The 23,170-nt window shown below is 72.1% G+C and carries 22 protein-coding genes; 11 read left to right on the top strand and 11 right to left on the bottom strand.

Features of this window, described 5'->3' with window-relative positions; translation table 11 throughout:
- Nucleotides 1–63: 63 nt before the first annotated feature.
- Complete coding sequence (locus BT341_RS14515) at nt 64–852, top strand: SDR family oxidoreductase (RefSeq protein ID WP_072476808.1); 789 nt, start codon at nt 64–66, stop codon at nt 850–852.
- 2 nt (nt 853–854) lie between these two features.
- Nucleotides 855–1,820: an aldo/keto reductase gene (locus BT341_RS14510; protein ID WP_072476807.1), complete on the top strand. Its 966-nt coding sequence runs from the start codon at nt 855–857 to the stop codon at nt 1,818–1,820.
- Here the strand turns inward: BT341_RS14510 and BT341_RS14505 are convergent.
- The 3 genes from BT341_RS14505 to BT341_RS14500 form a co-directional block, all read right to left on the bottom strand.
- Nucleotides 1,812–4,421, bottom strand: coding sequence for a CHAT domain-containing protein (locus tag BT341_RS14505; protein WP_072476806.1), 2,610 nt, complete (start codon nt 4,419–4,421; stop codon nt 1,812–1,814). The genes BT341_RS14510 and BT341_RS14505 overlap by 9 nt on opposite strands.
- A gap of 87 nt (nt 4,422–4,508) precedes the next feature.
- Nucleotides 4,509–4,670, bottom strand: a complete 162-nt coding sequence (locus BT341_RS45285; protein WP_177328805.1) for a hypothetical protein — start codon at nt 4,668–4,670, stop codon at nt 4,509–4,511.
- A gap of 661 nt (nt 4,671–5,331) precedes the next feature.
- Nucleotides 5,332–6,480 (bottom strand): serine hydrolase domain-containing protein, encoded by a 1,149-nt coding sequence (locus BT341_RS14500; protein ID WP_072476805.1) that lies wholly within the window; start codon nt 6,478–6,480, stop codon nt 5,332–5,334.
- A 102-nt stretch (nt 6,481–6,582) separates the two neighbouring features.
- Here BT341_RS14500 and BT341_RS14495 point away from each other — a divergent pair, with 102 nt between their 5' ends.
- From BT341_RS14495 to BT341_RS14480, 4 genes are all read left to right on the top strand, one after another.
- A complete protein-coding gene (locus tag BT341_RS14495) occupies nt 6,583–7,005 on the top strand; it encodes a hypothetical protein (protein ID WP_072476804.1) in 423 nt (140 codons plus the stop codon).
- Nucleotides 7,006–7,035: 30 nt separating this feature from the next.
- Nucleotides 7,036–7,398 carry a VOC family protein gene (locus tag BT341_RS14490; RefSeq protein WP_072476803.1) on the top strand — a complete coding sequence of 121 codons (363 nt, stop codon included), beginning with the start codon at nt 7,036–7,038 and terminating at the stop codon, nt 7,396–7,398.
- Between the two features lie 147 nt (nt 7,399–7,545).
- A complete protein-coding gene (locus BT341_RS14485; RefSeq protein ID WP_245804972.1) occupies nt 7,546–9,150 on the top strand; it encodes a hypothetical protein in 1,605 nt (534 codons plus the stop codon).
- Nucleotides 9,151–9,483: 333 nt separating this feature from the next.
- Nucleotides 9,484–9,879 carry an NUDIX hydrolase gene (locus BT341_RS14480; RefSeq protein ID WP_072476801.1) on the top strand — a complete coding sequence of 132 codons (396 nt, stop codon included), beginning with the start codon at nt 9,484–9,486 and terminating at the stop codon, nt 9,877–9,879.
- 178 nt (nt 9,880–10,057) lie between these two features.
- On the opposite strand, the gene BT341_RS14475 is transcribed toward BT341_RS14480, so the two are convergent.
- The 3 genes from BT341_RS14475 to BT341_RS14465 all read right to left on the bottom strand — a co-directional run bounded on the left by BT341_RS14475 (nt 10,058) and on the right by BT341_RS14465 (nt 11,803).
- Complete coding sequence (locus tag BT341_RS14475) at nt 10,058–10,795, bottom strand: dihydrofolate reductase family protein (RefSeq protein ID WP_072476800.1); 738 nt, start codon at nt 10,793–10,795, stop codon at nt 10,058–10,060.
- The gene (locus BT341_RS14470) at nt 10,792–11,385 is read right to left on the bottom strand and encodes a pterin-binding domain-containing protein (RefSeq protein ID WP_072476799.1); all 594 of its coding nucleotides are present in this window, start codon (nt 11,383–11,385) and stop codon (nt 10,792–10,794) included. Before BT341_RS14470 ends, BT341_RS14475 begins: the two co-directional genes overlap by 4 nt.
- A 118-nt stretch (nt 11,386–11,503) precedes the next feature.
- Complete coding sequence (locus BT341_RS14465; protein WP_072476798.1) at nt 11,504–11,803, bottom strand: YciI family protein; 300 nt, start codon at nt 11,801–11,803, stop codon at nt 11,504–11,506.
- A 213-nt stretch (nt 11,804–12,016) separates the two neighbouring features.
- On the opposite strand from BT341_RS14465, the gene BT341_RS14460 reads away from it, so the two are divergent.
- The 4 genes from BT341_RS14460 to BT341_RS14445 all read left to right on the top strand — a co-directional run bounded on the left by BT341_RS14460 (nt 12,017) and on the right by BT341_RS14445 (nt 15,537).
- Nucleotides 12,017–12,925, top strand: a complete 909-nt coding sequence (locus BT341_RS14460; protein WP_072476797.1) for a hypothetical protein — start codon at nt 12,017–12,019, stop codon at nt 12,923–12,925.
- Nucleotides 12,926–13,012: 87 nt separating this feature from the next.
- Nucleotides 13,013–13,942 carry a phosphotransferase enzyme family protein gene (locus BT341_RS14455; protein ID WP_072476796.1) on the top strand — a complete coding sequence of 310 codons (930 nt, stop codon included), beginning with the start codon at nt 13,013–13,015 and terminating at the stop codon, nt 13,940–13,942.
- A 28-nt stretch (nt 13,943–13,970) separates the two neighbouring features.
- Entirely contained in the window at nt 13,971–14,660 is a 690-nt protein-coding gene (locus BT341_RS14450; RefSeq protein WP_072476795.1) for a TetR/AcrR family transcriptional regulator, read from the top strand.
- A 28-nt stretch (nt 14,661–14,688) separates the two neighbouring features.
- Nucleotides 14,689–15,537: an LLM class F420-dependent oxidoreductase gene (locus tag BT341_RS14445; protein ID WP_072476794.1), complete on the top strand. Its 849-nt coding sequence runs from the start codon at nt 14,689–14,691 to the stop codon at nt 15,535–15,537.
- A gap of 5 nt (nt 15,538–15,542) precedes the next feature.
- On the opposite strand, the gene BT341_RS14440 is transcribed toward BT341_RS14445, so the two are convergent.
- Entirely contained in the window at nt 15,543–16,388 is an 846-nt protein-coding gene (locus BT341_RS14440; protein ID WP_177329057.1) for a hypothetical protein, read from the bottom strand.
- A 61-nt stretch (nt 16,389–16,449) separates the two neighbouring features.
- On the opposite strand from BT341_RS14440, the gene BT341_RS14435 reads away from it, so the two are divergent.
- Entirely contained in the window at nt 16,450–17,973 is a 1,524-nt protein-coding gene (locus BT341_RS14435) for an AMP-binding protein (protein WP_072476792.1), read from the top strand.
- Nucleotides 17,974–18,156: 183 nt separating this feature from the next.
- Here the strand turns inward: BT341_RS14435 and BT341_RS14430 are convergent, their stop codons facing one another.
- The 4 genes from BT341_RS14430 to BT341_RS14415 form a co-directional block, all read right to left on the bottom strand.
- Nucleotides 18,157–19,263, bottom strand: a complete 1,107-nt coding sequence (locus BT341_RS14430) for an epoxide hydrolase family protein (RefSeq protein ID WP_072476791.1) — start codon at nt 19,261–19,263, stop codon at nt 18,157–18,159.
- Complete coding sequence (locus BT341_RS14425) at nt 19,260–21,572, bottom strand: molybdopterin-dependent oxidoreductase (protein WP_245804970.1); 2,313 nt, start codon at nt 21,570–21,572, stop codon at nt 19,260–19,262. Before BT341_RS14425 ends, BT341_RS14430 begins: the two co-directional genes overlap by 4 nt.
- A 70-nt stretch (nt 21,573–21,642) precedes the next feature.
- A complete protein-coding gene (locus tag BT341_RS14420) occupies nt 21,643–22,668 on the bottom strand; it encodes an LLM class flavin-dependent oxidoreductase (RefSeq protein ID WP_072476790.1) in 1,026 nt (341 codons plus the stop codon).
- Nucleotides 22,665–23,162 carry an SRPBCC family protein gene (locus BT341_RS14415; RefSeq protein ID WP_072476789.1) on the bottom strand — a complete coding sequence of 166 codons (498 nt, stop codon included), beginning with the start codon at nt 23,160–23,162 and terminating at the stop codon, nt 22,665–22,667. The genes BT341_RS14420 and BT341_RS14415 overlap by 4 nt, the downstream gene beginning before the upstream one ends.
- Between the last annotated feature and the right edge of the window lie 8 nt (nt 23,163–23,170).

Genomic DNA, 23,170 nt, shown 5'->3' with positions numbered 1-23,170 from the left:
CAACCTGGAAATGCGTTTCCCGCACGTGCGTGACAAAACGACTTCGAATATCTGGAGCGGCCCGTGGAACTGACTGGACGGGTGGTCGTGCTCACCGGCGCGGCCCACGGGATCGGCGCGGCCATGGCCCGCCGCTTCGCCGCGGAAGGCGCGGCCGGCGTGGTCGTGTCCGATGTCGACCTCGATGGCGCCGCACGGGTGGCGGACGAGATCGCGACGGCGGGCGGCCAGGCCGTCGCCGCGGCCGCGGACGCGACGTCCAAACAGGACTTGAAGGCGCTGGTCGCGACGGCCCGCGCCGAGTTCGGCCCGGTGGACCTGTTCTGCGCCAACGCGGGCGCGGCCTTCGGCACCGGCGTGCACGCGTCCGGCGAGCAGTGGCAGAAGTCGTGGGAGATCAACGTGCTGCAGCACGTCCACGCCGCGCAGGTGGTGCTGCCCGCGATGCTCGCGCGCGGCGAAGGCTACCTGCTGATCACGGCGTCGGCCGCCGGCCTGCTCGGTACGCCGGGGGACGCGCCGTACTCGGTCACCAAGCACGCGGCCGTCGGCCTCGCCGAGTGGCTGGCCATCACCTACCGGCCGCGCGGGGTGCAGGTCAGCGCGCTGTGCCCGCTCGGCGTCCGGACGGCGCTGCTCGAACCCGGGATCGCCGCCGGTCACCCGGCCGCGCTGGCGATCGCCGCGGCCGCGCCGCTGCTCGAGCCGGAGGAGGTCGCCGACGCCGTGGTGCGCGGGCTCGGCAAGGAGGAGTTCCTGATCCTGCCGCACGAGTCGGTGCGGGAGTCGTTCGCACGCAAGGCCCGCGCGGTCGACGCGTGGATCGACGAGATGGCTGTCCAGGGAGGCTGAGAGTGGAGTACCGCAGGCTCGGCGCGAGCGGGCTCGCCGTGAGCGAGATCGCCTACGGAAACTGGCTGACGCACGACGCCCCCGGCTGCGTCGCCGCGGCGCTGGACGCCGGCGTCACGACGTTCCACACCGCGGCGGCGTGGGGCGGCGGCGCGGCGGAAGCGGCGTACGGCTCGGCGTTCGCCGGCCTGCGCCGCGACGACCTGGTGCTGTGCACCGGCGTGTTCTGGCCGGAGGGCCCGGGGCCGAACGACGCCGGGCTGAGCCGCAAGCACGTGATCGCGTCGCTGGAGGGCTCGCTGCGGCGGCTGCGCACCGACTACGTCGACGTCTACCAGCTCTTGCGGTTCGACTACCGGACGCCGGTCGCGGAGACGTTCCTCGCGCTGTCGGACCTGGTGCGGCAGGGGAAGATCCGGTACGTCGGCACGTCGGAGTGGACGGCCGAGCAGCTGCTGCAGGCCCACGAAGCGGCTTCGCGCTACGACGTGCCGCTGATCGCCAACCAGCCGCACTACTCGATGCTGTGGCGGGTGGCGGAGGCGCAGGTGATGCCGGTGTGCGAGCGGATCGGCGTCGGGCAGTTCGCGTCGGTGCCGCTCGCGCAGGGCGTGCTGACCGGCAAGTACCGGGACGGGCGGATCGCGGCGGGGACGCGCGCGGCCGGGGCCGCCCACGCCCGGCCGCTGCTGATGCCGGAGCTGCTGGAGCGGGTGGAGCTGCTTCGCGGCGTCGCCGACGACGCGGGCCTGACGATGGCCCAGCTCGCGCTGGCCTGGACGTTGCAGCACGAGACGGTCGCGGCGGCGGTGGTGGGGGCGAGCACGCCGGAGCAGGTGACGGAGAACGCCAAGGCCGCCGGCGTCCGGCTGGACCTCGACGTGCTGACGCGGATCGACCACCTGCTCGGCAGCTTCGTGCAGACCGATCCGCGGCTCGTGTGGTCGCCGCCGGCGTTCTCAGCCTGAGCCGAGGCAGACGAACGGACGGCGGAACGGGTCGACGGCGATCGCGTCGGCCAGCGCGAGCGCGGGGCTGTCCCGGACGGCGAGCGCGCGGTAGTAGTCGTCCATCGCGGCCGCGGAGGCGAGGTCGCCGACACGCGACAGCGGCGCGATCACCGTCCGCGAGCCGCTGGCCAGCAGCGCACTGGCGAAGCCGAGGGCCTCGTCACCGGGCCGGATCCGGTTGAGCGCGAGTTCGCAGGCGGCGAAGACGACCTGCCGCGGCGGTTGCCGCAGCCCGGCCATCTCGTGGCCGAAGAGGGCGCCGTCGGCGAGTTCGAGCCGGGAGAACAGCGCGTTCTCCGGCTCGTGCGCGCCGTGCGCGGCGAAGTGTGCGAGCTTGGCGCCGTCCATCGCGCGCAGCACGGACTTCACGGTGGCCTTGGCGCCGGTCATGGTGGTGGCGGTGCGGTAGTGGGTGGTGAGCTTCTCGAGCTCACCGCGCGCCCCGGCGAGCCCGGGCCCGCGGACGAGCACGATCTTGCGTGCCCGAGGCGACTTCGTCAGCTCGGCGGCGAGCCACGCGGTGGCCGATGGCGCGACGACGGTGGGCCGTCCCCGCAGCACGGGCAGCACGCCCCACGGCACGGCGTAGAGGGGTCCGGTGGGCACGATGACCAGCTCGCGGTCGCCGATGATGCCGGCCAGCGGCTGGATGAGCTGGGCGTCGAGCTTGTCGGCCTGCTTGCGCGCGGAGGCCATGACGACCTCGGCCAGCCGTTCGGGCAGGTTGTCGGGAGCGAGGGCATCGAGGTCGACGTTGAGCACGCGCGCGGACTCGGCGGCGGCGCCGGCGGACCCGAGCCGCACGAGCCGGCACTCACCCCCGGCGACGACGACGGCGACGAGCTCGTCCCCGGAGGCGGCAAAGCTGACGAGCGCCCGCGCCCGCAGCTGAGCGACGACCTCCCCGAGTCCGGCGACGGGCCGCGGCCGTCCCCAGCGTCCGGTGTGCCACCCGAGCCGCTGGGCTTCCCGCAGCCGTTCGTTGTACTTGGCCCGCAGCCCGGCGATCGGATGGCCGTCGTGCTGGGCTTCCTGGATGGCCTGCCCGAGACCGCGGACTTCGGCCACCCGGGCGGCGAGCTCGGGATCGGTCCCGGCGGAGAGCGGTTCGTACCGGTAGGTCTGCGCGCGCGTCCGTTCGAGCCAGACGAAGAGCCGCCGGGCATCCCCCCGCTCGAGCACGAGCTTGACGGCGAGGTCGGCGAGCTCCTGCCCGTGCAGAGCGGTCCCGGAGACGAGGTCGAGCCCACCCATCCGATCCCGCACGGCATCGAGTTCGGTGAGCCCGGACCGGATTTCGGTGAGCGCCTTGCCCCGGTTCCCTTGAGCGACGGCCAGCTCGGCCCGGCAGAGACGGCGAAGCATCCGGTAGTCGATGGGGGTGAGCTGCCCCGGGCGGGGAACGTTCCCGAGCGTTTCGACGGCGCGCTTGAGGTTCCCGCGCCGGATGTCGAGCCGCACGGCGAGCATCCTGGCGGTGGCGGCCTGCTCGGCGAGCCGCGGAAGCTGCATTTTCTCGGCGGTCCGGATGGCGCGCGTGGGCAGGGCGGCCGGAACCTGCCCGGACCGCAGCGCCTCCCGGGCGTCGGCTCGCAACCCGATGATCGTCGCGTTGGCAACGCACGTCTGGCACCCGGCTCGCAACATCCGCCGCCGGGCGGCGGCGGCCATCTGCCGGGCCATGTCGAGCTCGTCGTTCATGAGGGCGGCGGAGGCCCGATGCAGTTCGGCCTGCGCCAGCTCGCGGCCGACGCTGTTGTCGGCCACCATGGCCGCCATCGCCTCTTCGAGGTGGTCGCTCGCCTCGTCGGCCAGGCCGGCAGCCATCAGGGCCTGCGCCCGTTCGAGCCGCAACGGCGGCGGAACATCCATGTCCAGGCCCCGGTAGGTGCGCTCGCCCTCGTCGTAGAGCCGCAGTGCCTCCGGCACGTCGCCGGTGCGCAGCGCCAGCGTGCCGAGGATCCGCCGGACGTCGGCGGCCTCGGCGTGGAGTTCGTATTTTTCGGCGATCTCGATCGACCGGGTGAGATCCTGCCACGCCTCGGTGACGTTCCCCAGCCGGGTGTGCGCCCACCCCCGGGTCGACAAGGTCTGGACGTAGGCACCCATCCAGGCTTCCGGATCGGGTCCGTGGGTGAGCCGGAAGTCCTTGTCGGCGAGCGACTGGGTGAAGTGCGCGATGCTGTCGTCGTTGCGGCCGACCGTCATCAGCCGCAGCCCGTAGTTGTGGTTCAGCGCGCCGTTGAGCTCCGCTTGCAGAACCGGGTCTTCGATGGCGTTGATCAGCAGCCGGACATCGTCCAGCCCGGCCAGCCCGGCAGCGACGTCCCCGCTGATCTCCGACGACATCGCAGCCAGCGTCGAGGCCAGCCGGATGCGAGCGACGAGCCACTGGGTGCGGTAAGCGGCTTCGACCGGGTGAATCGAGTCGAGCAGCGCCATCCCCCGGCGCAACAGCCGGACACCCTCGTGGAAGCGTGCCACGCAAGAAGCGTCGGTGGCGGCTCGCTGGAGGTCGCGGACCCTGGCGATGAGTTCGGACGGGTCCGGGTTCGTCACAGGCACTCCCCTATGACAGCACAGCCGAGGACAGAAAGAAGCCCGCCTACCGGTAGAGATCAGCAGGCGGGCCGCTTTCCGGCGCGGTCAGGCTTTGACGTCCTGGTAGCAGTTACCGCTGCAGTCCGTGTGGAGCGGGTGGTCGGTGTGGACCTTGCCGTCCTCGTCGGTCCACTGGATGACCGGCGTGGTCGGCTCCTCGACCGGTTCCGGAGTCTCTTCGGGCTTGGTGTCCGTGGGCGTCGACATGGTCGATCTCCTCTCCCCTGGGGATCTACACGGGGACGCTGGCCGTGACGGTGAGTCCCCCCTCGCAAGGCCCTCGCCTCGCGAACGGGCCAATAGTTCCACATCGGAGCAATGATCGGGAGGGTTTTCGCTACGGAAAGTCAGAGGTAGCGGGTTGATCAGGCGAAACGTCCTGGTCGGAACGTCCTAACGGGTGAAGTCTGTAACGGGTCGTGGTGCGGACGTGCACGCCGCCGGTTGGGTGAGCGGGCGTGAGGGCCGTCCGGGGTGAGGGGTTGCGCCGGGTGCGAACTGTGCCCTGACGGCCGACCTCGGGGACTGCGGGGGTCGCCGGATCGGAGGTGAGGCCGCCCGGCATGGTGCCCGTGGAGTCGTGCGTTGGCGAGGTCAGGTTCGGCCGGCCGGGGGTAGACCGGGGCGAGTTTGATCAGCCGGGCGGCGCCGGGCGTGTGCTCGGCTGGTTCGCCTCGTCTCGGCGGCATCCGGCCACTGTCGAGATGCCGAGGTCGCCCCTCCTCCGGTCGCGCTGTCCGGGTGCGCCCTCCTGGCTCGCCCTCCTGGCTCGCCCTCCCGGCCCCCGCTCCCGGCCCCCGCTCCCGGCCCCCGCTCCCGGCCGGGCGTGGCCGCCCGGCCAGGACGGATCCTCTCGAGACCGCTGGCGTCAGGCCCGCTTCTCGCTCACCGCCTTGGTGATGGCGCGGACCAGCCGGGCGTTCTCCGGTGCCGCGCCGCCCGGGAAGGCGAAGCGGCGGCGGTTGTAGCCGTATGCCAGGCCGCTTCGCGGGGCTGCGAATGCCTGGGATCCTGCTGCTCCGCTGTGGCCGAATGCTCCCTGGCCCAGCTCCGGGTAGTCGTCCGAGACCGCTGCGAACCCCAAGCCGAACGCGTTGTGGTTGCGGGTCGACACGTCGTCACCTATTGAGTGAATCTGGGCGAACTCTGCCGCCGTCTCCGGGGTCAGCAGGCGGTTGGGGCCGCTGATCGCTGCCGCGTACATTCCCGCCAGGCCCCTTGCCGATGCCACTCCGCCCACCGAGGCCGGGCTCAGCTTGCGGACCGTCTTGATGTTCGGCAGCTCCCACAGCTCCGGGGCCTTCGGGTGGTTGCGGTTGAACGCGATGCCCGTGATGCTGTCCGGCGCCGTCGCGTTCGCCTCCAGCTCCGCCAGCTGCTCCGGTGTCGGCAGCATCGGCTGCGTCGTCAGGAACCGCGGCTCCAGCTCCTCCGGCAACCCCAGGTAGAAGTCCAGCCCGAACGGCTTCCGGATGCGCTCCTCGTAGTGCTCCTGGATGCTGCGGCCGGTCACGCGCCGGACCACCTCGCCGGTCAGTGCGCCGATCACCAGTGCGTGGTAGCCGAACGCCGTGCCCGGCCGCCAGTACGGCCGCTGCGGGGCCAGCCGCTCCGCGATCACGCGGTCGTCCGCGATCTCCTCCGCCGTGAAGCCGTCGTCGGCGCCCACCACGCCGGCGCGGTGCGCCAGCAGCTCCCGGAGGGTGATCGCCTCCTTGCCCGCGGCGCCGAACTCCGGCCAGTAGTGGCTGATCCGCTGGTCGAGATCCAGCACGCCGTCCTGGACCAGCAGGGCGACCACCAGGTGCGCCGCACCCTTGGTCGAGGAGAACACGCCGGTCAGCGAGTCGGCGGTGATCTCCGGGCCGGTCCACAGGTCGACCACGCGCTCGCCGTCGACGTGCGCGACGAGCTGAGCGGCGTAATCGCCGCCTTCGTCGGCCGCGACGGCCGCGAACTCTTCGCGGACAGACTCGTACCCGTCGGCGACGGTCCCCTGGATCTGCTCGGACGACATGGCGGCTCCCTCAGTGATCTCTACGCCTGCGCCTGAACTCAACCCGGGGCACGCCGAGGTATTCCGCGTAACACCGAACTGACCGGCCGGGATGTTTCCGGCATGGGGGCACCCGACTTCGACACCGAACCGACCGAAACCACCCGGCCGGGCCGAGGCCTGGGCATCGCCTCGCTCGCGATCGGGGCGTCCGGCCTGACGCTCGCCGTCGCGACCTGGGCGGCCTGGCTGATCGTGCGGCCGCCGGTTGTGACCGCGTGGGTGTTTTCCTGGGTCGCGCAGGCCTTCGTGCTCGTGCTCGGCGCACTGTGGTTCGCCCTGCTGCCGATCAGCGTGCTGGCGCTCGTCTTCGGCGTGCACGCCGGCGCGCGCACGAGGCCCGGCCCCGGGCGGGTCGGCGCGACGCTCGCCGTCGTCACCGCGCTGCTCGCGCTGACGGGCGCCGCGGTGTTCGCGACGACGTCATGGCGGCACATCGGCCCGCCCGTCGCCTACTTCGACAACCAGCCCGGCTCCGCCCGGTAGAAGTCCCGGCCCGGCGGGTACCACCGGATCATGAAACTGACTTCCACGGTGCTCGGCGCGCCGGAACCGCGTGCGCTGGCCGAGTTCTACTCGAAGCTGCTCGGCTGGCCGATCCGCACCGACGAGCCGGAGTGGGTCACGCTGCGCCCGGACGACGGCAGCGCCGGGCTGTCGTTCCAGCTCGAGACCGGGCACGTCCCGCCGGTGTGGCCACCGGTCGAAGGCACCCAGCAAATGCAGCTGCACCTCGACATCGAGGTCGACGACCTGGAAGCGGCGACGGCGGCCGCGACCGCCGCGGGCGCCGTGGTCGCGGAGTTCCAGCCGCAGGAGGACGTCCGGGTCTGCTTCGATCCGGCCGGGCATCCGTTCTGCCTCTGGACGCGCGAATGAGGTGACGCCCCGCGTTCGAACGGTCACCGGATCCGCTATGTTCGCCTGAGGTCCTGTTTCCGGCGAACGGAGTTGAGTCCCGTGGGGGTGCACCGGATCTGGCACCACGGACTGGTCCCCACCGAGGGGAAACGCCCCCTCGATGCCTTGCGCAGCAGGCTGATCACGCGCCAGCGGCAGCACGACGACTACACCGTCCGCGACCTCGGCTCGTCCGACGACGGCGGATCGCGCCGGTGTGACCTCAAGTTCGCGTGGACGGGCGGCGATGGCCGCTACTCCGTTCAGGCTCTCCTTTCGTTGTGCTACCACGCCGGCGAAGACCGGGTGGCGTGGCTGCTCGCGGCCGCGTGCACCCGGCCGTGGCGCAGCTGCCACGACGCGCCGGCGCAGCGGATCGGGCTGGAGGAGCTGGGCGCGAGCGGGAGTGACGAAATCCCGATCGAAACGCCGGTTCTCGCTATGCGCGGGTGGTCTCGCAAGGAGTGCGACCGCGTCGCCGAGTTGCTCGGTGAGGCTTTGGTGGCGCAGTGGCGGACGTCGGCGCTGCTGGTGCTCACCGAACCGCCGACGGTCCCCGTCGACGGCTGGCCCGGAGTGGTCAACGTGTTCGACGTCGACGACCGCTTCCGCCGCACGCTCAACCGGAACGTGCCCCTCGGCTACGAAGTACCGAACGGCGCGCGGCTGTACGTGCCGCTGTGCGACCAGGTGCCGGATTTCGTCGAGACGGCGAGCCCGGTGCCGGGCGAGGCGCTCCACGGCGCGATCACGCAACTGCTGCAGGCACGCGGCCGGACGCCGCTGCCCGAGGAGTGGGCGGAGGTGCCGAGCGTGCGGGCCTGGTACGCGACGGATCCGTTCGCCGCCCCGGACCGGCAGCCGGACGCCGAGCTGGCGGAGAAGCTGGACCGCACCGAGCGCGAGCTGGCCGAAGCGCGGGGCGTGATCACGATCCTGCGCAAGAAGTCGAAGGCCGACGCCGAGGAGCGGGACCGCCATGCGGGCGAGGTGAAGGCGCTGCGCCGCCGGCTGGAGGAGCTGTCGGCGGTCGACGTCGCGTGCCTGCGGACGCAGCTCGCGCAGCTGCAGGAGGCAGCGGACGACTACGCGCGCGCGTTCGAGGAGACGGAGGCGGAGCGCGACGAACTCAGACGCGTGAACGGGCTGCTGGCCGGTGCGCTGGCCCGCCACCACGGCGCGGACGACGAGGTAGCCGCCGCCGAGCGGCCGCCGGAGGAGTTCCCGAGCTTCGCCGACCTGATCGGCACCGCCGAGTCGACGCTCAAGCAGCTCACGATCACGGCCGAACGGGGACCTGCCGCGATTCTCGACCACCACCCCAAAGCCGCCGCCTGGCGCCGTAAGGCGTGGGACGCGCTTCGCACCCTCGACGCGTACGCGAGTGCCCGGACCGCTTTGCTCGACGCGGGACAGGATCCCGGGCCGGAACTCTCGGACGTGCTCGCGTTCGCGCGCACCGGCCAGCCGGGCTCGCTGATCAGCGCGAACATCATCGCGCTCGCCGAGTCGGACACGGTGACCACGAACGAACGGCTTCGGCAGGCGCGCATGTTCCGGGTCGATCCCGGGACGAACCCGGCGGGCCGCGACTACTTCGGCGCGCACATCGCCTTGGAGCGGTTCAAATCGCCGGCGCCGCGGTTGCACTTTCTCGATGACACCGATGGCACGGGCACGGTGTATGTCGGGTATCTCGGTGCCCACCTGCCGACTTCTAAGACCAACTGAGTGGGAATCGCGCGGGTGAGGGAGCTGGCTCACGGCGGCCCCACACGCCCCGCGAACACCGGATCCCTCGACACCCACCCACCGACCACCAAGACCCACCGAGCGCGCATCGCACGAGTGAGGGAGATGGGCTTGCCAACCACGCACATCCACCGAGCGCACAACGCACGACTGCGGCAGACAGACCTGCCAACCACGCACATCCACCGAGCGCACAACGCACGACTGCGGCAGACGGACCTGCCGACCCCGAAGACCAGCTAAGCGACCACCGCCCGAACGAGGGAGGTAGACCCGCCAACCCCGGAAAGCGGCTGAGCGACAATCACGCCCATGACCGAGATCGCGCAGAAGCACCTGGCCTACTGCTGGATCGCTCGCGGCGACCGGGTGCTGTTCCTCCGCCGCGGACCCGGCGTTTTCCTGCCCGGCCGGTGGGAACTGCCCGGCGGAACCGTGGAACCGGGGGAACCCTTCGCGGCCACCGCGGTCCGGGAAGTCGCCGAGGAGACCGGGCTGCTGGTTCGGGTCACCGGTGAGCTTTCCCGCGATTCCTGGCCGGACGTCGCGGGGCGCGCGATGGTCGTTCACGCTTTCGTTTACAGCGCGGAAGAAGACGGTGCCGGCGATGTCGTGCTCAACCCGGAAGAGCACGACGACTTCGCTTGGCTGATGCGGGACGAGGCGCGCGGACTCGAGATGGCCGCCCATTTCCGGCGGCTGTGCTGAGTTTTCTCGCGGCAACGCGACGCGGCGCTGCCGCGGTCTTCTTCGTCCGGCCGGGAAAAGCTCGGTGACAGTGATCATGTCTCCGACGGTACCCGAACACGTGTGCGAACATCATCGCTGAACCGGGTGAAACCTCGGACGTCGATCGACCGCGAAATCCCTTGCAGCGCAAGGAAAACTACCGACGTCCCAGATACCTCAACAACAGGCTGGCCCCATCGGTGAGCACCGAAGCCAGCTCCAGCTCCGCCGGGTCGATCGGCGCGCCCAGCGCCGCGCGGCTCGCCGTTCCCGCCACCAGGAACGGCGCCACCGTCAAGCGGTACTCGTCGACCTCGCCCGCCTCGATCAGCGATCCGAACAACCGGGGCCCGCCCTCGCAGTCGATGCGGGACAGCCCCTCGGCCGCCAACGTCTCGATCACTTGCGTGGGCGACACCGCCACCGAGCCCGTGACGAACACGCGCGCGCCGTTCGCCGTCCATTCGGCGCGCAGCGACTCCGGGGCCGCCTCGCACGTGAACACCAGCGTCGGGACCGCCGCCTTCGTGATCACCGGGGCGTCCGGGGGCAGGGACCGGCCCGTCGTCACCACCGCGACCGGTGCGACCGGGGCCAGCCCGAACCGGCGGCGGCGCTCGGCCGTGCGCTCGTCGGGGCGCATGCCCTCGAAGCCCTCCGCCATCGCCGTGCCCGCGCCGACCAGCACGACGTCCGCCAGGTCGTTGCCCAGCCGGTAGACGATCCGGTCGGCCGGGGTCGACAGCGCCGCCGACCGGCCCTCCACCGTGATCGCGCCGTCCGCGCTCGACACGAAGTTGACCGCCACCCAGCGGCGGCCGTCCGGGTACCGGTACAGCTGTTCGAGGTCCTGATCGTCGAGGCCGCGCTCGATCGGCCAGACCTGGCGGATCACTCCCATCGGACCGCCTTCGCCGGCGGGCGCGTGCCCGCGATGCTCGCCGCCATTTCCGCGACGTGCCTCGTCGCGCGCACGTGCCTGGTCCGGATGATCGCCGCCCCGGCCGACGCCGCAAGCGCCGCCAGCGCCAGCCCGGCCGGCGTGCCGTCGCCGGCTGGCTCCACCAGCACCGGCACGTCCTCCGGCAGTGCCGGCGCCGCCCGCAGCACCCCGACGTCCAGGACGAAGCCGGGCGCGGAAGGCACCGAAGGACCGGCGTAACCGGCGCCGAAGCGCGCCGCGACCTCGGTCAGGTCACTCCGCGCGATGATCAGGTCGGCCCCTGCCTCGCAGCAGGCCGCCGCCACCGACGGCTCCGCCGTCTCGACCGCGACGACCAGGTCGGGGAACTTCGAGCGCGCCCACGTGACCAGGGGTTCGACGCCGGTTCCGCGGAAACTCACGAGGTCGGCGCCGTCCTCGACGGCGCTCACGACCGCTTCCCGGGCCGCGTCGGGCTCCGGGAGCACCTGGACCGCGGCCAGCACCAGCGCGCGGTCACTGCTCAACCGGCGGCCCCGGAAAACGAGGTCGGGGGTCTTCATCGCGCTCTCCCTGCTGGACGTCCGTGCGTCGCGATCATAGGCGAGATCGGCAGGTGAGCACTCTTCGCCGGCAGGTGGCGGGGCGACGTCGCCGGGCCACCCGGCCGTGGCGGACTCCTCAGGAGGCGATGGCCTCGTTGATCGCCAGCAGCTCCGTGGCGGTGCGCGTGGCGGTGAACTCGATGACTTCGTAGCGCGCGAGGCGCTGGACGACGAGCGGGTCGCTGGCGAGCACGGCGTCGAGCTTGCCGCGCAGCACCGACCGCGTGAGGATCACCTGGTCGGCCGAGCCGCTCCCCTTTCCGGAAAGCAGAAAGATGCCTTTCGTGAATTGTTTGCGCAACCATTCGAAATGGTCCGGCAACGCGTAGTCGACTTCGGTTTCGGGTGCCGTGTAGGTCAGCAGGGCTAGGTACATGATTCGATGGTAGAACTCGCCGGTCGCCGGCGCATCCGCCTGCCGAGTGGCCCCTGACCCGCGCTTTCCCCAAAACGAAGTCAAGAACGAAGTGCGCTCTTTACCTCCCCTTTTTCGACATTATCCGGTATTGCCGTACGCCCGTCGTCGTACGCCGGGCTGTCGCCGCCGGGCCGACGCGGTCACCCCGGCCGCGGGGCGACACTCGGCGCCATGAACGCACTGACCCGGATCTGGCACGACGGCAGGCGAGCCGAGCGCGTCGCCTACGCCGTCGGCGCGGCGCTGTTCCTCAGCGGCACCGTGCACGCGATCGTGCTCATCGCCACCGGCGGCTCGTGGCTGGGCCCGCTGTCGATGCGCAAGGCCGTCACGTTCGGCCTGTCGTTCGGGCTGACGCTCGCGTCGGTCGCCTGGGCGACGTCGTTCCTCACCGTCCGCCCGCGGCTGCGCACCGGGCTGCTCGGCGCGTTCACCGCCGCGAGCGTCGTCGAGGTCGCGCTGGTCAGCATGCAGGTCTGGCGCGGCGTGCCGTCGCACTTCAACTTCGAGACGCCGTTCGACAACGCCGTGTCGATGACGCTCGCCGCGGGCGGCGGGGTGATCATCCTGACCGTCATCGGCTTCACGGCCGCCGCGCTCGTCGAGCCCGGCCCGGAGGCGGCCAGCCTGCGCCTGGCCATCCGCGCCGGACTGGTGGTGCTGCTCGTCGCGCTGGCCACCGGCGCGGTGATGGTCGGCCGTGGCGTGGCGGAGGCCCGCGGCGGCGATCCGCAGCTGGCGTACACGACCGCCGGCGCGCTGAAGCCGCTGCACGCCGTCGCGATGCACGCGATCCTCGTGCTGCCCGCGCTGGCCTCGGTGCTGCGGTTCACCCGCTGGCCGGAAGCGCACCGGCTGCGCGTGGTGCGGACGGCGGTCGTCGCCGACGCCGTGCTCACCGCCGTGATCGGCGTCGAATCCTTCACCGGCGTCGACCCGCTGACCGCGCCGCTGCCCGTGCTGGCGCTGTCCGTGCTCGCGCTGGCCGGCTTGGCCGGCACCGGGCTCTACGCATTGACCGGCGTTGAACCGGCCGCCCGGTTCGGACGTGTCCCGGTCGGGAAGGCGAGGGGCCGGTAACTGCGGCGGACGGAGACCACGCGTGCGGCATGGCAGGACCACGGAGGCCCGCGAGCCGGAACGGCCGGGCCGCTGAGCACCTGGGCGATGGCGGACTTCTCGGCGAACACCCGGCCGTTCGCCGAGCTCGACCGCCCGGGCCGCACCCGCCGCCTGCGCCGGCTCGCCGAAGCGGCCTTGACGGCCTACGACGTCCCGGTGGCCCGGCTGACCCCGCTGGGGCGCGGGCACAACACGACGTTCCGCGTCGACGGCGCGGACGGCCACCGGTACGTCCTGCGCGTGCAGCGCCCGGACGGCCCGAGTACCGCGCAGGTGCGGTCGGAGATGCGGTGGCTGGCCGCGCTGCGCCGCGAAACCGGCCTGCTGGTCCCGCAGCCGGTGCCGACGCGGACGCGTGACCTGGTCACCGTGGTCGCCGACCCGGCCGTGCCCGAGCCCCGCGCCTGCGTCCTCTGCCACTGGGTCGACGGCCGGTTCGTCGACGAGCGGCTCAGCGCGGCGCAGCTGTACGCGGTGGGCGAGCTGACCGCGCGGCTGCACCTGCACGGCGCGCGGACGACCGGACTGGACCGCGGCCGCGTCGACGACCTGACCGGGTTCGGCCGTGCGCAGGTGGACGGGTTCTCCGACGCCGTGATCGACCGCGCGGTCGAGCTGGCCGGGGGCGACGACCGGGTGCGCGCCGCCGTGGAGCGGGTGCGCGCGGTGCGGGCCGGGCTCGGGTTCGGCGCGGACGTCTTCGGCCTGGTGCACGGCGACCTGCGCCAGGAGAACTACCTGTTCCACCGCGGCCGGGTGCGGGCGATCGACTTCGACGACTGCGGGTACGGCCACTACGCCTACGACCTCGCCGTGACGTTCGACGGCCTGGAACACCTGCCGCAGCGCCACGAGCTGCGGGAGGCGCTGCTGGACGGCTACCGCTCGGTGCGCCCGGACGCCGCGACGACCGATCCGGCCGTCCTGAACGCCTTCATCGGCCTTCGCCGGGTCCAGCTACGGCTGCACACCTGACGTTACACAGTGTCGTTACAATTGCTATATGGCCGGACGATCGAGCAACGCCACCAGCACCCGCGACCGCCTGCTGCTGGCGGCCGGGCAGCTCCTCCACGAGGCCGGCGGCGGGCCGGTGTCGACGCGGGCGATCTGCGAGCGCGCCGGCGTCCAGGCGCCCACGCTCTACCACCACTTCGGCAGCAAGCAGGGCCTGCTCGACGCGGTCGTCAACTACGGCTTCACGCAGTACGTGCAGGCTCCCGCGGCGGAGGGCGACCCGGTCGACCGGATCCGCGCGGGCTGGGACCGGCACGTCGAGTACGGCCTGGAGAACCCGCGGTTCTACGTGCTGCTCTACGGCCAGATCGAGCCCGGCGTGCCGTGCAACCTCACCTCCAGCGCCGAAGCGATGCTGCTGGAGCTGTTCACGCCGCTGGCGCGCGACGGCCGGCTGCGCGTCGAGGCCGAGGAGGCCGCGCGCCAGTTCGCGGCGGCGAACAGCGGCGTCACCCTCAGCCTGATAGCCCAGCCGGAAGACCGCCGCGACCTGGCGATGTCCGTGCAGGTCAGAGAATCCGTGCTGGCCGGGCTGCTCGCCGGGCCGCCGGCCGAAGACTCGTCCGTCGGCGGGCTCGCGGTCGCTTTGTCGACCGCCCTCGCCGACGACGTCGAGCAGCTGACGACCACCGAGCGCCAACTGCTGCGCGAGTGGCTGCACCGGCTCGCGAGCTGACGGCGCTACATTTGCTACATTCTTATCTATGACGAATGTAGTGCAGCGGTTCGGCGTGTTCCTCGCCCCGCACCGCGACGACGAGACCCGCAAGAAGCACGCCGTCCAGGCCGATCGGCTCGGCTACGGCGCGGTCTGGCTCGGCACCGGCCGCAACTCCGTCGGCGACCTCGCGTTCGTCGAGGACGTGCTCGCCTCGACCGAGCGGATCACCGTGGCGACGGCGATCGTCAACATGTGGGTCGACGAGCCGGAGACGCTCGCCGCGTCCTACCACCGCCTGGCCGGCCGCTACGGAAAGCGCTTGCTGCTCGGCATCGGCGTCGGGCACCCGGAGTCGGTCACCGAGTACCGCAGTCCCTACGACAAGATCGTCGACTACCTCGACCGGCTCGACGCGGCGGGCGTCCCGGCCGGGGCCAGGGTGCTCGCGGCGCTCGGCGACCGCGTGCTGAAGCTGGCCGCCGAGCGCACCGCGGGCGCGCACCCCTACCTCGTGCCGGTCGCGCACACGCGGCACGCCCGGTCGATCCTCGGCGCGGGCAAGCTGCTGGCGCCCGAGCAGAAGGTCGTCCTCGACGACGACCCGGTGGCCGCGCGGGCGATCGGCCGCCCGTACGTCCGGACGCCTTACCTCGGGCTGTCGAACTACGTCAAGAACCTGCTGCGCCACGGCTACACCGAAGCCGACGTCACGGGCGGCGGCAGCGACCGGCTGATCGACGACCTGGTGCTGCACGGCGGCGCGGAGACGATCGCCACCGGGCTGCGGTCGCATGTGGACGCCGGTGCCGACCACGTGGCGGTGCAGGTGCTCGGCCCGTCGCCCGAGGTGGAGCTGGAAAACCAGCGGCGGCTGGCCGAAGTGCTGCTCTGAGCGGCTCAGCGGGCGGCGTCGGCGGCTTCCTGTGCCCGGGTGGCCGCCGCGTCGGCGCTGTCGAAGGCTTTCTTCGCCTTGCCGAACTCCGCCGTCGCGCGCTCGGCGCGTTCCTCGGCTTCCGCCAGCCTTGCCCGCAGGTCTTCGACGCGGGCGTTCGCCTGCTCCGCCGCGCGTTCGGTGCGGACCAGGTCGCGCTCGGCCACCGCGCGTTCCTTCGCCAGCTCGGCGGCTTCCCGGCGCAGGCGTTCCCGTTCGGCGCGGGCGCGTTCCCGCTCGGCGCGCTCCGCCTCCTCCCGCCGGCGGTCCTTTTCGGCCTGCTTCGGCTTCGCCGGTTCGGCCTTGTCCACCAGCTTCGCCGGGCGCTTGCCGGTCGACGGCGGGGCGGCCGCGGCGAGGGTGAACCACTGGTCGGTGTCCTGGTGCGCCACCGACGTCAGACGCCCGGCCAGCGCGAGCGCCGCGGTGTCCGGGTCCGCCGCGACGGCCTCCAGCGTCGCCTCGACCTCGCGGGACACCGTGTCGCTCATGGCCGGCAGCCCGTGGCTGATCCGCCGGACCAGCTCGCCGCGACGGCGGGTCAGGGCGCGCAGCTCGTCGCCGGCCAGGCGGGTGTGCGCGTCACGCAGCTCGTCGCCGAGTTCCGCCAGCTCACGCAGCTCGTCCGGGTCCTCCCGGGCGAGGCGGTTGACGATCGCCGCGGCCGTGGTCGGCTTCCGCAGCTCGCGGATCCGCTTCGCGAGCTCGGCGTCCCCCTCGGCCTTCGCCGCCTTCGCGGCCGCGTTGCGCGCGCTGACGAACTCCGCGAGGTCACCCCCGTAGAGCTCGCCGGCCACCGTGTCGAAGTCCATCGCGCTCCAGCGAACCACATCGGACTGGTGCGGGCACGGGCGAAGAGTCATCATCGGGGGCATGTTCTTCGATCTGGGTGTCCGGGACTTCCTCGACCGCGCGGAAACGGTGTACCCGGACCGCGTCGCGGTGGTCGACGAGCCGGACCAGCCGGCGGCGAGCTGGGGTTCGCTCACCTACCGCGAGGTGGCGCGCCGGGCCCGCGCGCAGGCCGCCAACCTCGACACGCTGGGCGTGCCGGCCGGCGGCCGCGTCGCGATCGTCTCGCACAACGCCGCGCGGCTGCTCGTGTCGTTCTTCGGCGTGTCCGGCTGGGGCCGGATCCTGGTGCCGGTGAACTTCCGGCTCGCCGCGGCCGAGGTCAAGTACATCGTGGAGCATTCCGGTGCCGAGGTGCTGATCGTCGACCCGGAGCTGGAACACCTGCTGGACACCGTGACGGCGAAGCACGTCTTCGTCATGGGCCGCGACGACGACGCGATCTGGGGCGGCGACGGGACACCGCGGCCGTGGGGCGGCGACGAATCGGCCACGGCGACCATCAACTACACCTCCGGCACGACCGCGCGGCCGAAGGGCGTCCAGCTGACCCACCGCAACATCTGGCTCAACGCGGTCGTGTTCGGGCTGCACACGACGTTGAGCGACAACGACGTCCTGCTGCACACGCTGCCGATGTTCCACTGCAACGGCTGGGGCATGCCGTACGCCGTCACCGGGCTCGGCGGCCGGCACATCGTGCTGCGCAAGGTCGACGGCACCGAGATCCTGCGGCGCATCGAAGAGCACGGCGTGACCATCCTCTGCGCCGCGCCCGCGGTGGTGACGGCGGCGCTGGACGGCGCCGCGACGTGGCAAGGCGAGATCCCCGGCCGCGACCGCGTCCGGATCGTCGTGGCCGGCGCGCCGCCGCCGACGCGGACGATCGAGCGCGTGCGCGCCGAGCTCGGCTGGGAGTTCATCCAGATCTACGGGCTCACCGAGACCGCGCCGCTGCTGACGGTCAACCGGATGCGCAGCGAGTGGGCGGACCTCGACCCGCACGAGCAGGCGCGCCTGCTGGGCCGCGCCGGAACGCCCGCGCTCGGCGTCCGGATCGCGGTGGACTCCGACGGCGAGGTGCTGGCGCGGTCGAACCACAACCTGGACGGCTACTGGGAGAACCCGGAGGAGACGGCCCGCGTCCAGGAGGGCAACTGGTTCCACACGGGTGACGGCGGGACGTTCGCGGACGGCTACCTGACGATCGCGGACCGCAAGAAGGACGTGATCATCTCGGGCGGCGAGAACGTGTCGTCGATCGAGGTGGAGGACGCGCTGAACTCGCACCCGGCGGTCCGGGAGGCCGCGGTGATCGGCATCCCGGACGAGAAGTGGGGCGAGCTGGTGACGGCCTTGGTCGTCGTGGAGTCGCCGGTCACCGCGGAGGAGCTGATCCAGCACTGCCGCGGGTACCTGGCGGGGTACAAGTGCCCCAAACGGGTGGAGTTCCTGGACGAGCTGCCGCGGACGGCCACGGGCAAGATCCAGAAGTTCAAGCTGCGGGAGCCGTTCTGGCAGGACCGCTCGCGGCAGGTGAACTAGCTCCGGGCGGGCAACGCCCGCGCCGGCGCGCTGAGGCTGACCTCGACGATCGCCCCGGCGCCTGGCTCGACCCGGCCCTGCGCATCACGGCCGGCGACTGGTTGACCGCAACGCGGCAGGCAGCCGGCTGCCCGCCGTGGAAGGCAGGCGGCCGGTCCTGCCGTTGACCGCGTTCATCGGCCGCTAGCGGACCAGGCGGAAGAACGTGCGCACCTCGTCGACGAACAACTCGGGTTGCTCGTAGGCCGCGAAGTGGCCGCCGCGGTCCAGCTCGTTCCAGTGGCGGATGTCCGTGTACCGCTTCGCCGCCCAGCGGCGTGACGGGCGTGGCATCTCCTTCGGGAAGATCGAACAGCCCGTCGGCACGTCCACCGTGTCGTCGGTCGCCTCCGAGAACCAGCGCTGGACCTTGCGGATGCTCTCCCAGTACAGCCGCGCCGACGACGCCGCCGTGCCCGTCAGCCAGTACAGCGTGATGTCGTCCAGCAGCTCGTCGCGGGTGAACGGGAAGCCGTCCGACCAGGCGTGGAACTTCTCCACGAGCCAGCCGCACAGGCCGGCCGGGGAGTCGAGCAGCCCGTAGCCGACCGTCTGCGGGCGGGTCGACTGCAGCACCGAGTACCCGTCCTCCCAGCGCTGCGCGTGCTTCAACGCGTCGAGCGCCGCACGCTCGGCCGGGGTCAGGTCGCCGAACGTCGCCGGGTCCGGAGCCGCGATCGGCGGGTTGAGGTGGATGCCCGCCAGGTGCGCGGCATCCTGCTGCGCCAGCGACGTCGTGATCGACGTGCCCCAGTCACCGCCTTGGGCGCCGTACCGCGCGTAGCCGAGGCGGGCCATCAGCTCCGCCCACGCCGCCGCGATCCGCTCGATGCCCCAGCCCGGCGCCGACGGCTTGTCGCTGAAGCCGTACCCCGGCAGCGACGGGACGACCAGGTGGAACTCCTCGGCCAGCGGCTCGATCACCTTCGTGAACTCGACGAACGAGCCCGGCCAGCCGTGCGTCAGGAGCAGCGGGAGCGCGTCCGGGCGCGGCGAGCGCACGTGCAGGAAGTGGATACCGAGGCCATCGATTTCCGTGCGGTACTGCGGAAAGCGGTTCAGCCGCGCTTCCGTGCGACGCCAGTCGTACTCCGTCGCCCAGTATTCGCAGAGCGAGCGCAGGTACGCCAGCGGCGTGCCCTGGCTCCAGTCGTCCACCGGCTCGGCCTCGGGCCAGCGGGTGCGGCGCAGGCGCGCCCGCAGGTCTTCGAGGTCGGCTTCGGGAACCTCGATCCGGAACGGCGTGATCACGACATGGCCCCCTTCGGTCCTGAGCCCACTATGGCCCAGAACCCGGCCGGGCGCTGAGACCGTCCACTCGCGACGGTCTCGCGCACGCGGGCGCTGTCGGCCTCCGCCCGCGCCCGTTCCGCTTCCGTCGCGGGCTCGAGCCGCGCCGGGACGTCCTTGTGGTGCGGGGTGCCCGCGATCGGGTCGCGGTCCCTGGCATCGGTCAGCAGGTTGATGCGGGGGCCGTTGACCACCCGGCGGCCGTGCGCGTCCGGGTGGGCCATGCCGTAGCCGTGCGGCAACGCGAGCTGGCCCGCCCGCAGTCCCGGGTCGGCCTCGGCGCGGACGACCACCCGGCCGGACGGCGTCACCACCGCCACCCAGTCACCCGGCGAGGCGCCGATCGACGCCAGCTCCTCCGGACGCGCGCGCAACGCACCGTCCGGGTCGGTGCGGCGCCAGCGCGGGTCACGCAGGATCTGGTTCGCGTTGTGCGTCCGCCGCTGGCCGTTGACCAGCGAAAACGGGTACGCCGGGTCCCGCTGTTCGGCGGCCGGGTCCAGCGCGGCCAGCCAGTCCAGCAGTTCCGGCACGGCCAGCCGGACGCGCTCGCGGCGCATCAGGCTCCACACCTCGCCCTGCTCGTGCGCGGAGAACGGCGTCGGACCGGCCAGGATCCGCTCGAAAAGCTCCTCCCCCAGCCGTGCGCCGGTGGCGGAGCTGCCCAGCGCCCGCTGCACCGGCACGGTCATCGTCTTCGCCGCGCGGTGGCAGCCCGCCCACAGCGGCGCGATCGACGCCGCGCCGGCGGGCAGCGACGCGCCGAGCGTGCGGTAGAGCAGCACGGGCAGGATCGCCGCCCGCTCGGGCTTTTCCCCGACCAGCGCAGCGATCCCCGCCTGCAGCTCCGACCGCGGCCCGGCGGCCAGTGCCGCGAGGACGCCGGACGGCGGCAGCACCCCGAGCGCGTCGAACAGCCGCGTGTAGATCTCGGCTTCGACCAGCGTGCCCGGCAGCGGGTCCAGCAGCGGCGGCCGCAGCTGGAAGTAGTTCGTCGGCCACTCGAAGGTGAAGAGCGTGAACTCCCACTTCTCGTGCTGCGAAGCCGCCGGCAGCACGTAGTCCGCCAAGGCCGCCGTCTCGGTGTAGGCGACGTCGACCACCACCGACAGCTCGGCGGCCCGCAGCGCGCGTTCGACGTCCCGCGTGCCGGCGAAGGTGTTCGCCGGGTTCGACGACTCCACCCACACCGCGCGGACCCGGTTCGGGTGGTCGGTGAGGATCTCCTCGGCCAGCGTGTTCGCCGGCAGCAGGCCGCCGATGTACTCGAACCCGGTGACTTCCGAGCGCAGCCCGCTCGTCGAGCCCCACAGCGGCTGCAGCCACGAGTGCAGGTTGTTCGTGCCCCGCCGCCCGAAGTGCCCGGTGAGCAGGTACAGCAGTTTTTCGAGGTAGCTGTTGAGCGTCGAGTGCCTGCCCTGCTGGATGCCCAGCTCGACCCGCACGGTCATGGCGCGGGCCGCGAGGATCAGCTCGACGGCCCGTTCGACGTCCACACGGGACACTTCGGCGTGCGCGATCCACGCGTCCACCGGAATCTTCGCCAGCACGGCCGCGACCTCGTCGAACCCTTCGGTGCGGGCGGCGAGGAACTCCTCGTCGGCGCCGCCGCGTTCGAGCAGCAGTGCCAGGATCGCGCCGAGCAGGTACGCGTCGGTGCCCGGCCGCAGCGGGAGGTGCAGGTCGGCCAGCTCGGCGGTCTCCGTGCGTCGCGGGTCGATCACGATCATCCGGCGCGAGGGGTCGTTCTTCAGCCGGTTGAGCGCGTGCCGGGCGTTGCTGAACCCGTGGGCCTGCCAGGGGTTGCAGCCGAGCACCACGAGCAGGTCGCAGTGTTCGACGTCTTCGGCGGTGTGCACGATCGTCGAGCCGAACAGCTGCCCGTTGACCCAGAAGTCGCCGGTCTTCTCCTGCGAAAGCGCGTTGAAGTGCCGCGTCGAGTTCATCCACTTCAGCAGCGAAGCGCCGTACGCGCCGCCGGAATGGTTGCCCTGTCCTCCGCCGCCGACGTAGGCGAACGAGCCCGGCCGGCCCGCCGCGGTGTCGGCGTCCCGGATCGCGTGCAGCTTGGCCGCGATCTCCGTGAGCGCGGTGTCCCAGCCGATCGGCTCGTGCGTACCGTCGGCACGGCGGCGCAGCGGGGTCGTCAGCCGGTCTTCGTGGTCGCCGTACCAGGTCAGGCGCTGCGCCTTCTGACACAGGTAGCCGGCCGAGCGCGGGTGCGCCTTGTCGCCGCGGACGCGGGTGATCCGGCGCCCCTCGACCTGCACCTCCAAGCCGCAGTTGAGGTAGCCAGAGGCTGCACGCGGTGCGGTGCCACTCGCTCATGGCGGTCCCCCTTCACAGCAGGTCGAGCGCGCGGCCCAAAGTGGTGAGCCGCGCTTCGAGCGTTTCGCCGGCCGGGTACAGCCGGACCGTGTCGATGCCCGCGCCGCGCCAGACGCGCAGCCGGGCCCGCACCATCTCTTCGGTGCCGATCAACGTCGTCCCCAGCACCATCTCGTCGGTGACGAGCGCCGCCGCGCCGTCGCGGTCGCCGGCCTGCCAGCGCTCTCGCACCTCGGCGGCGACGTCCGCCCAGCCTTGACGGCTGTAGGCGTCGTTGTAGAAGTTCGTGGTGGCCGAGCCCATCCCGCCGAGGCTGAACGCCAGCTCCTTCTTGCGGCCCGCGACCATGACGCGCAGCTCGTCCTCATTGTCGGCGAAGGCGACTTCGGCACCCTGGCAGACGTCGATGTCTTCACGCTTTCGGCCGGACTTGGCGAGCCCGGCGTCGAGGTGGCTGAAGTACGCGTCGGCACCTTCGGAGACGAAGCTGGTGCCCAGCCAGCCGTCCGCGATCTCGCCGGTGAGCTCCAGCAGCTTCGGCGACAACGTCGCCAGGTAGATCGGGATGTCCGGGTTCGGCGCGGTGGACAGCCGCATCGGCCGGGCCTCGCCGGGCAGCGGGATCTCGAACGCCTTGCCGGAAAAGGAGATCTTCTCGCCGGCGAAGGCCTGGCGGATGATCTCGACGGTCTCGCGCATCCGCGTCAGCGGCTTGGCGAACGGGACGCCGTGCAGGCCTTCGATCACCTGCGGGCCGGACGCGCCGAGCCCGAGCGCGAACCGGCCGCCGGACAGGTCGGCGAGCGTCAGCGCGGCCTGCGCGATGGCGACCGGCGTGCGCGTGCCGAGCTGGACGATGCCCGAGCCCAGCCGGATCCGGTCGGTGCGGGCGGCGAGGTAGCCCAGCGCGGACGGCGCGTCCGCGCCCCAGGCTTCGGCGACCCAGCAGACGTCCAGGCCGAGTTTTTCCGCCTCCAGCACGAACTCCAGCGTCGTGCGGGTGTCCGTCGAGAACTCGACGGTCGTCGCGGTCCTCACGCGCCTTCCACCCTGGCCTTGATCGCGGCGACCGTGCCGGTCATCGCCGCTTCGAACTCGCGCATGCGGACGAAGACGATCTTCTGCTCCTTCTCCGGCATCCGGTCGATGGCGTGGGACAGCCCGGACCGGCCCGGCCCCATCCGCATCCACTGCGACAGCCGGGTGCCGCCGTTCTCCGGCTCGAGGGTGAACTTCCAGACCGCGCTCGGCTCGTCCGGGTCCGCCACGGCCCAGGCGAACACCCGCGGCGCTTCGCACTCGACGACGTACGACGTCGTCTCCCACTCGCCGAACGCGTCGTGCTTGCTGCGGCCGACGAACTTGCGGCCGACCGCGCCGTCGCACCAGGCGACCGACTGCAGTTCGGCGCTCATCTCGGGCATCAGGCCGATGTCGGCGACCACCGGCCAGACGGCCTCCGGGGCGGCGTCGATCCACGTCGACACCTCGGCCGTCGGCAGGTCGGCGTACCGCGCACCGGTCCACTCCATCGTGGTCG

Origin of the sequence: Amycolatopsis australiensis (assembly GCF_900119165.1) — a bacterium.
Taxonomy (GTDB): Bacteria; Actinomycetota; Actinomycetes; order Mycobacteriales; family Pseudonocardiaceae; genus Amycolatopsis; species Amycolatopsis australiensis.
Note: the sequence above shows the minus strand (reverse complement) of the source record. Positions and strands in the feature narration are given on the sequence as shown.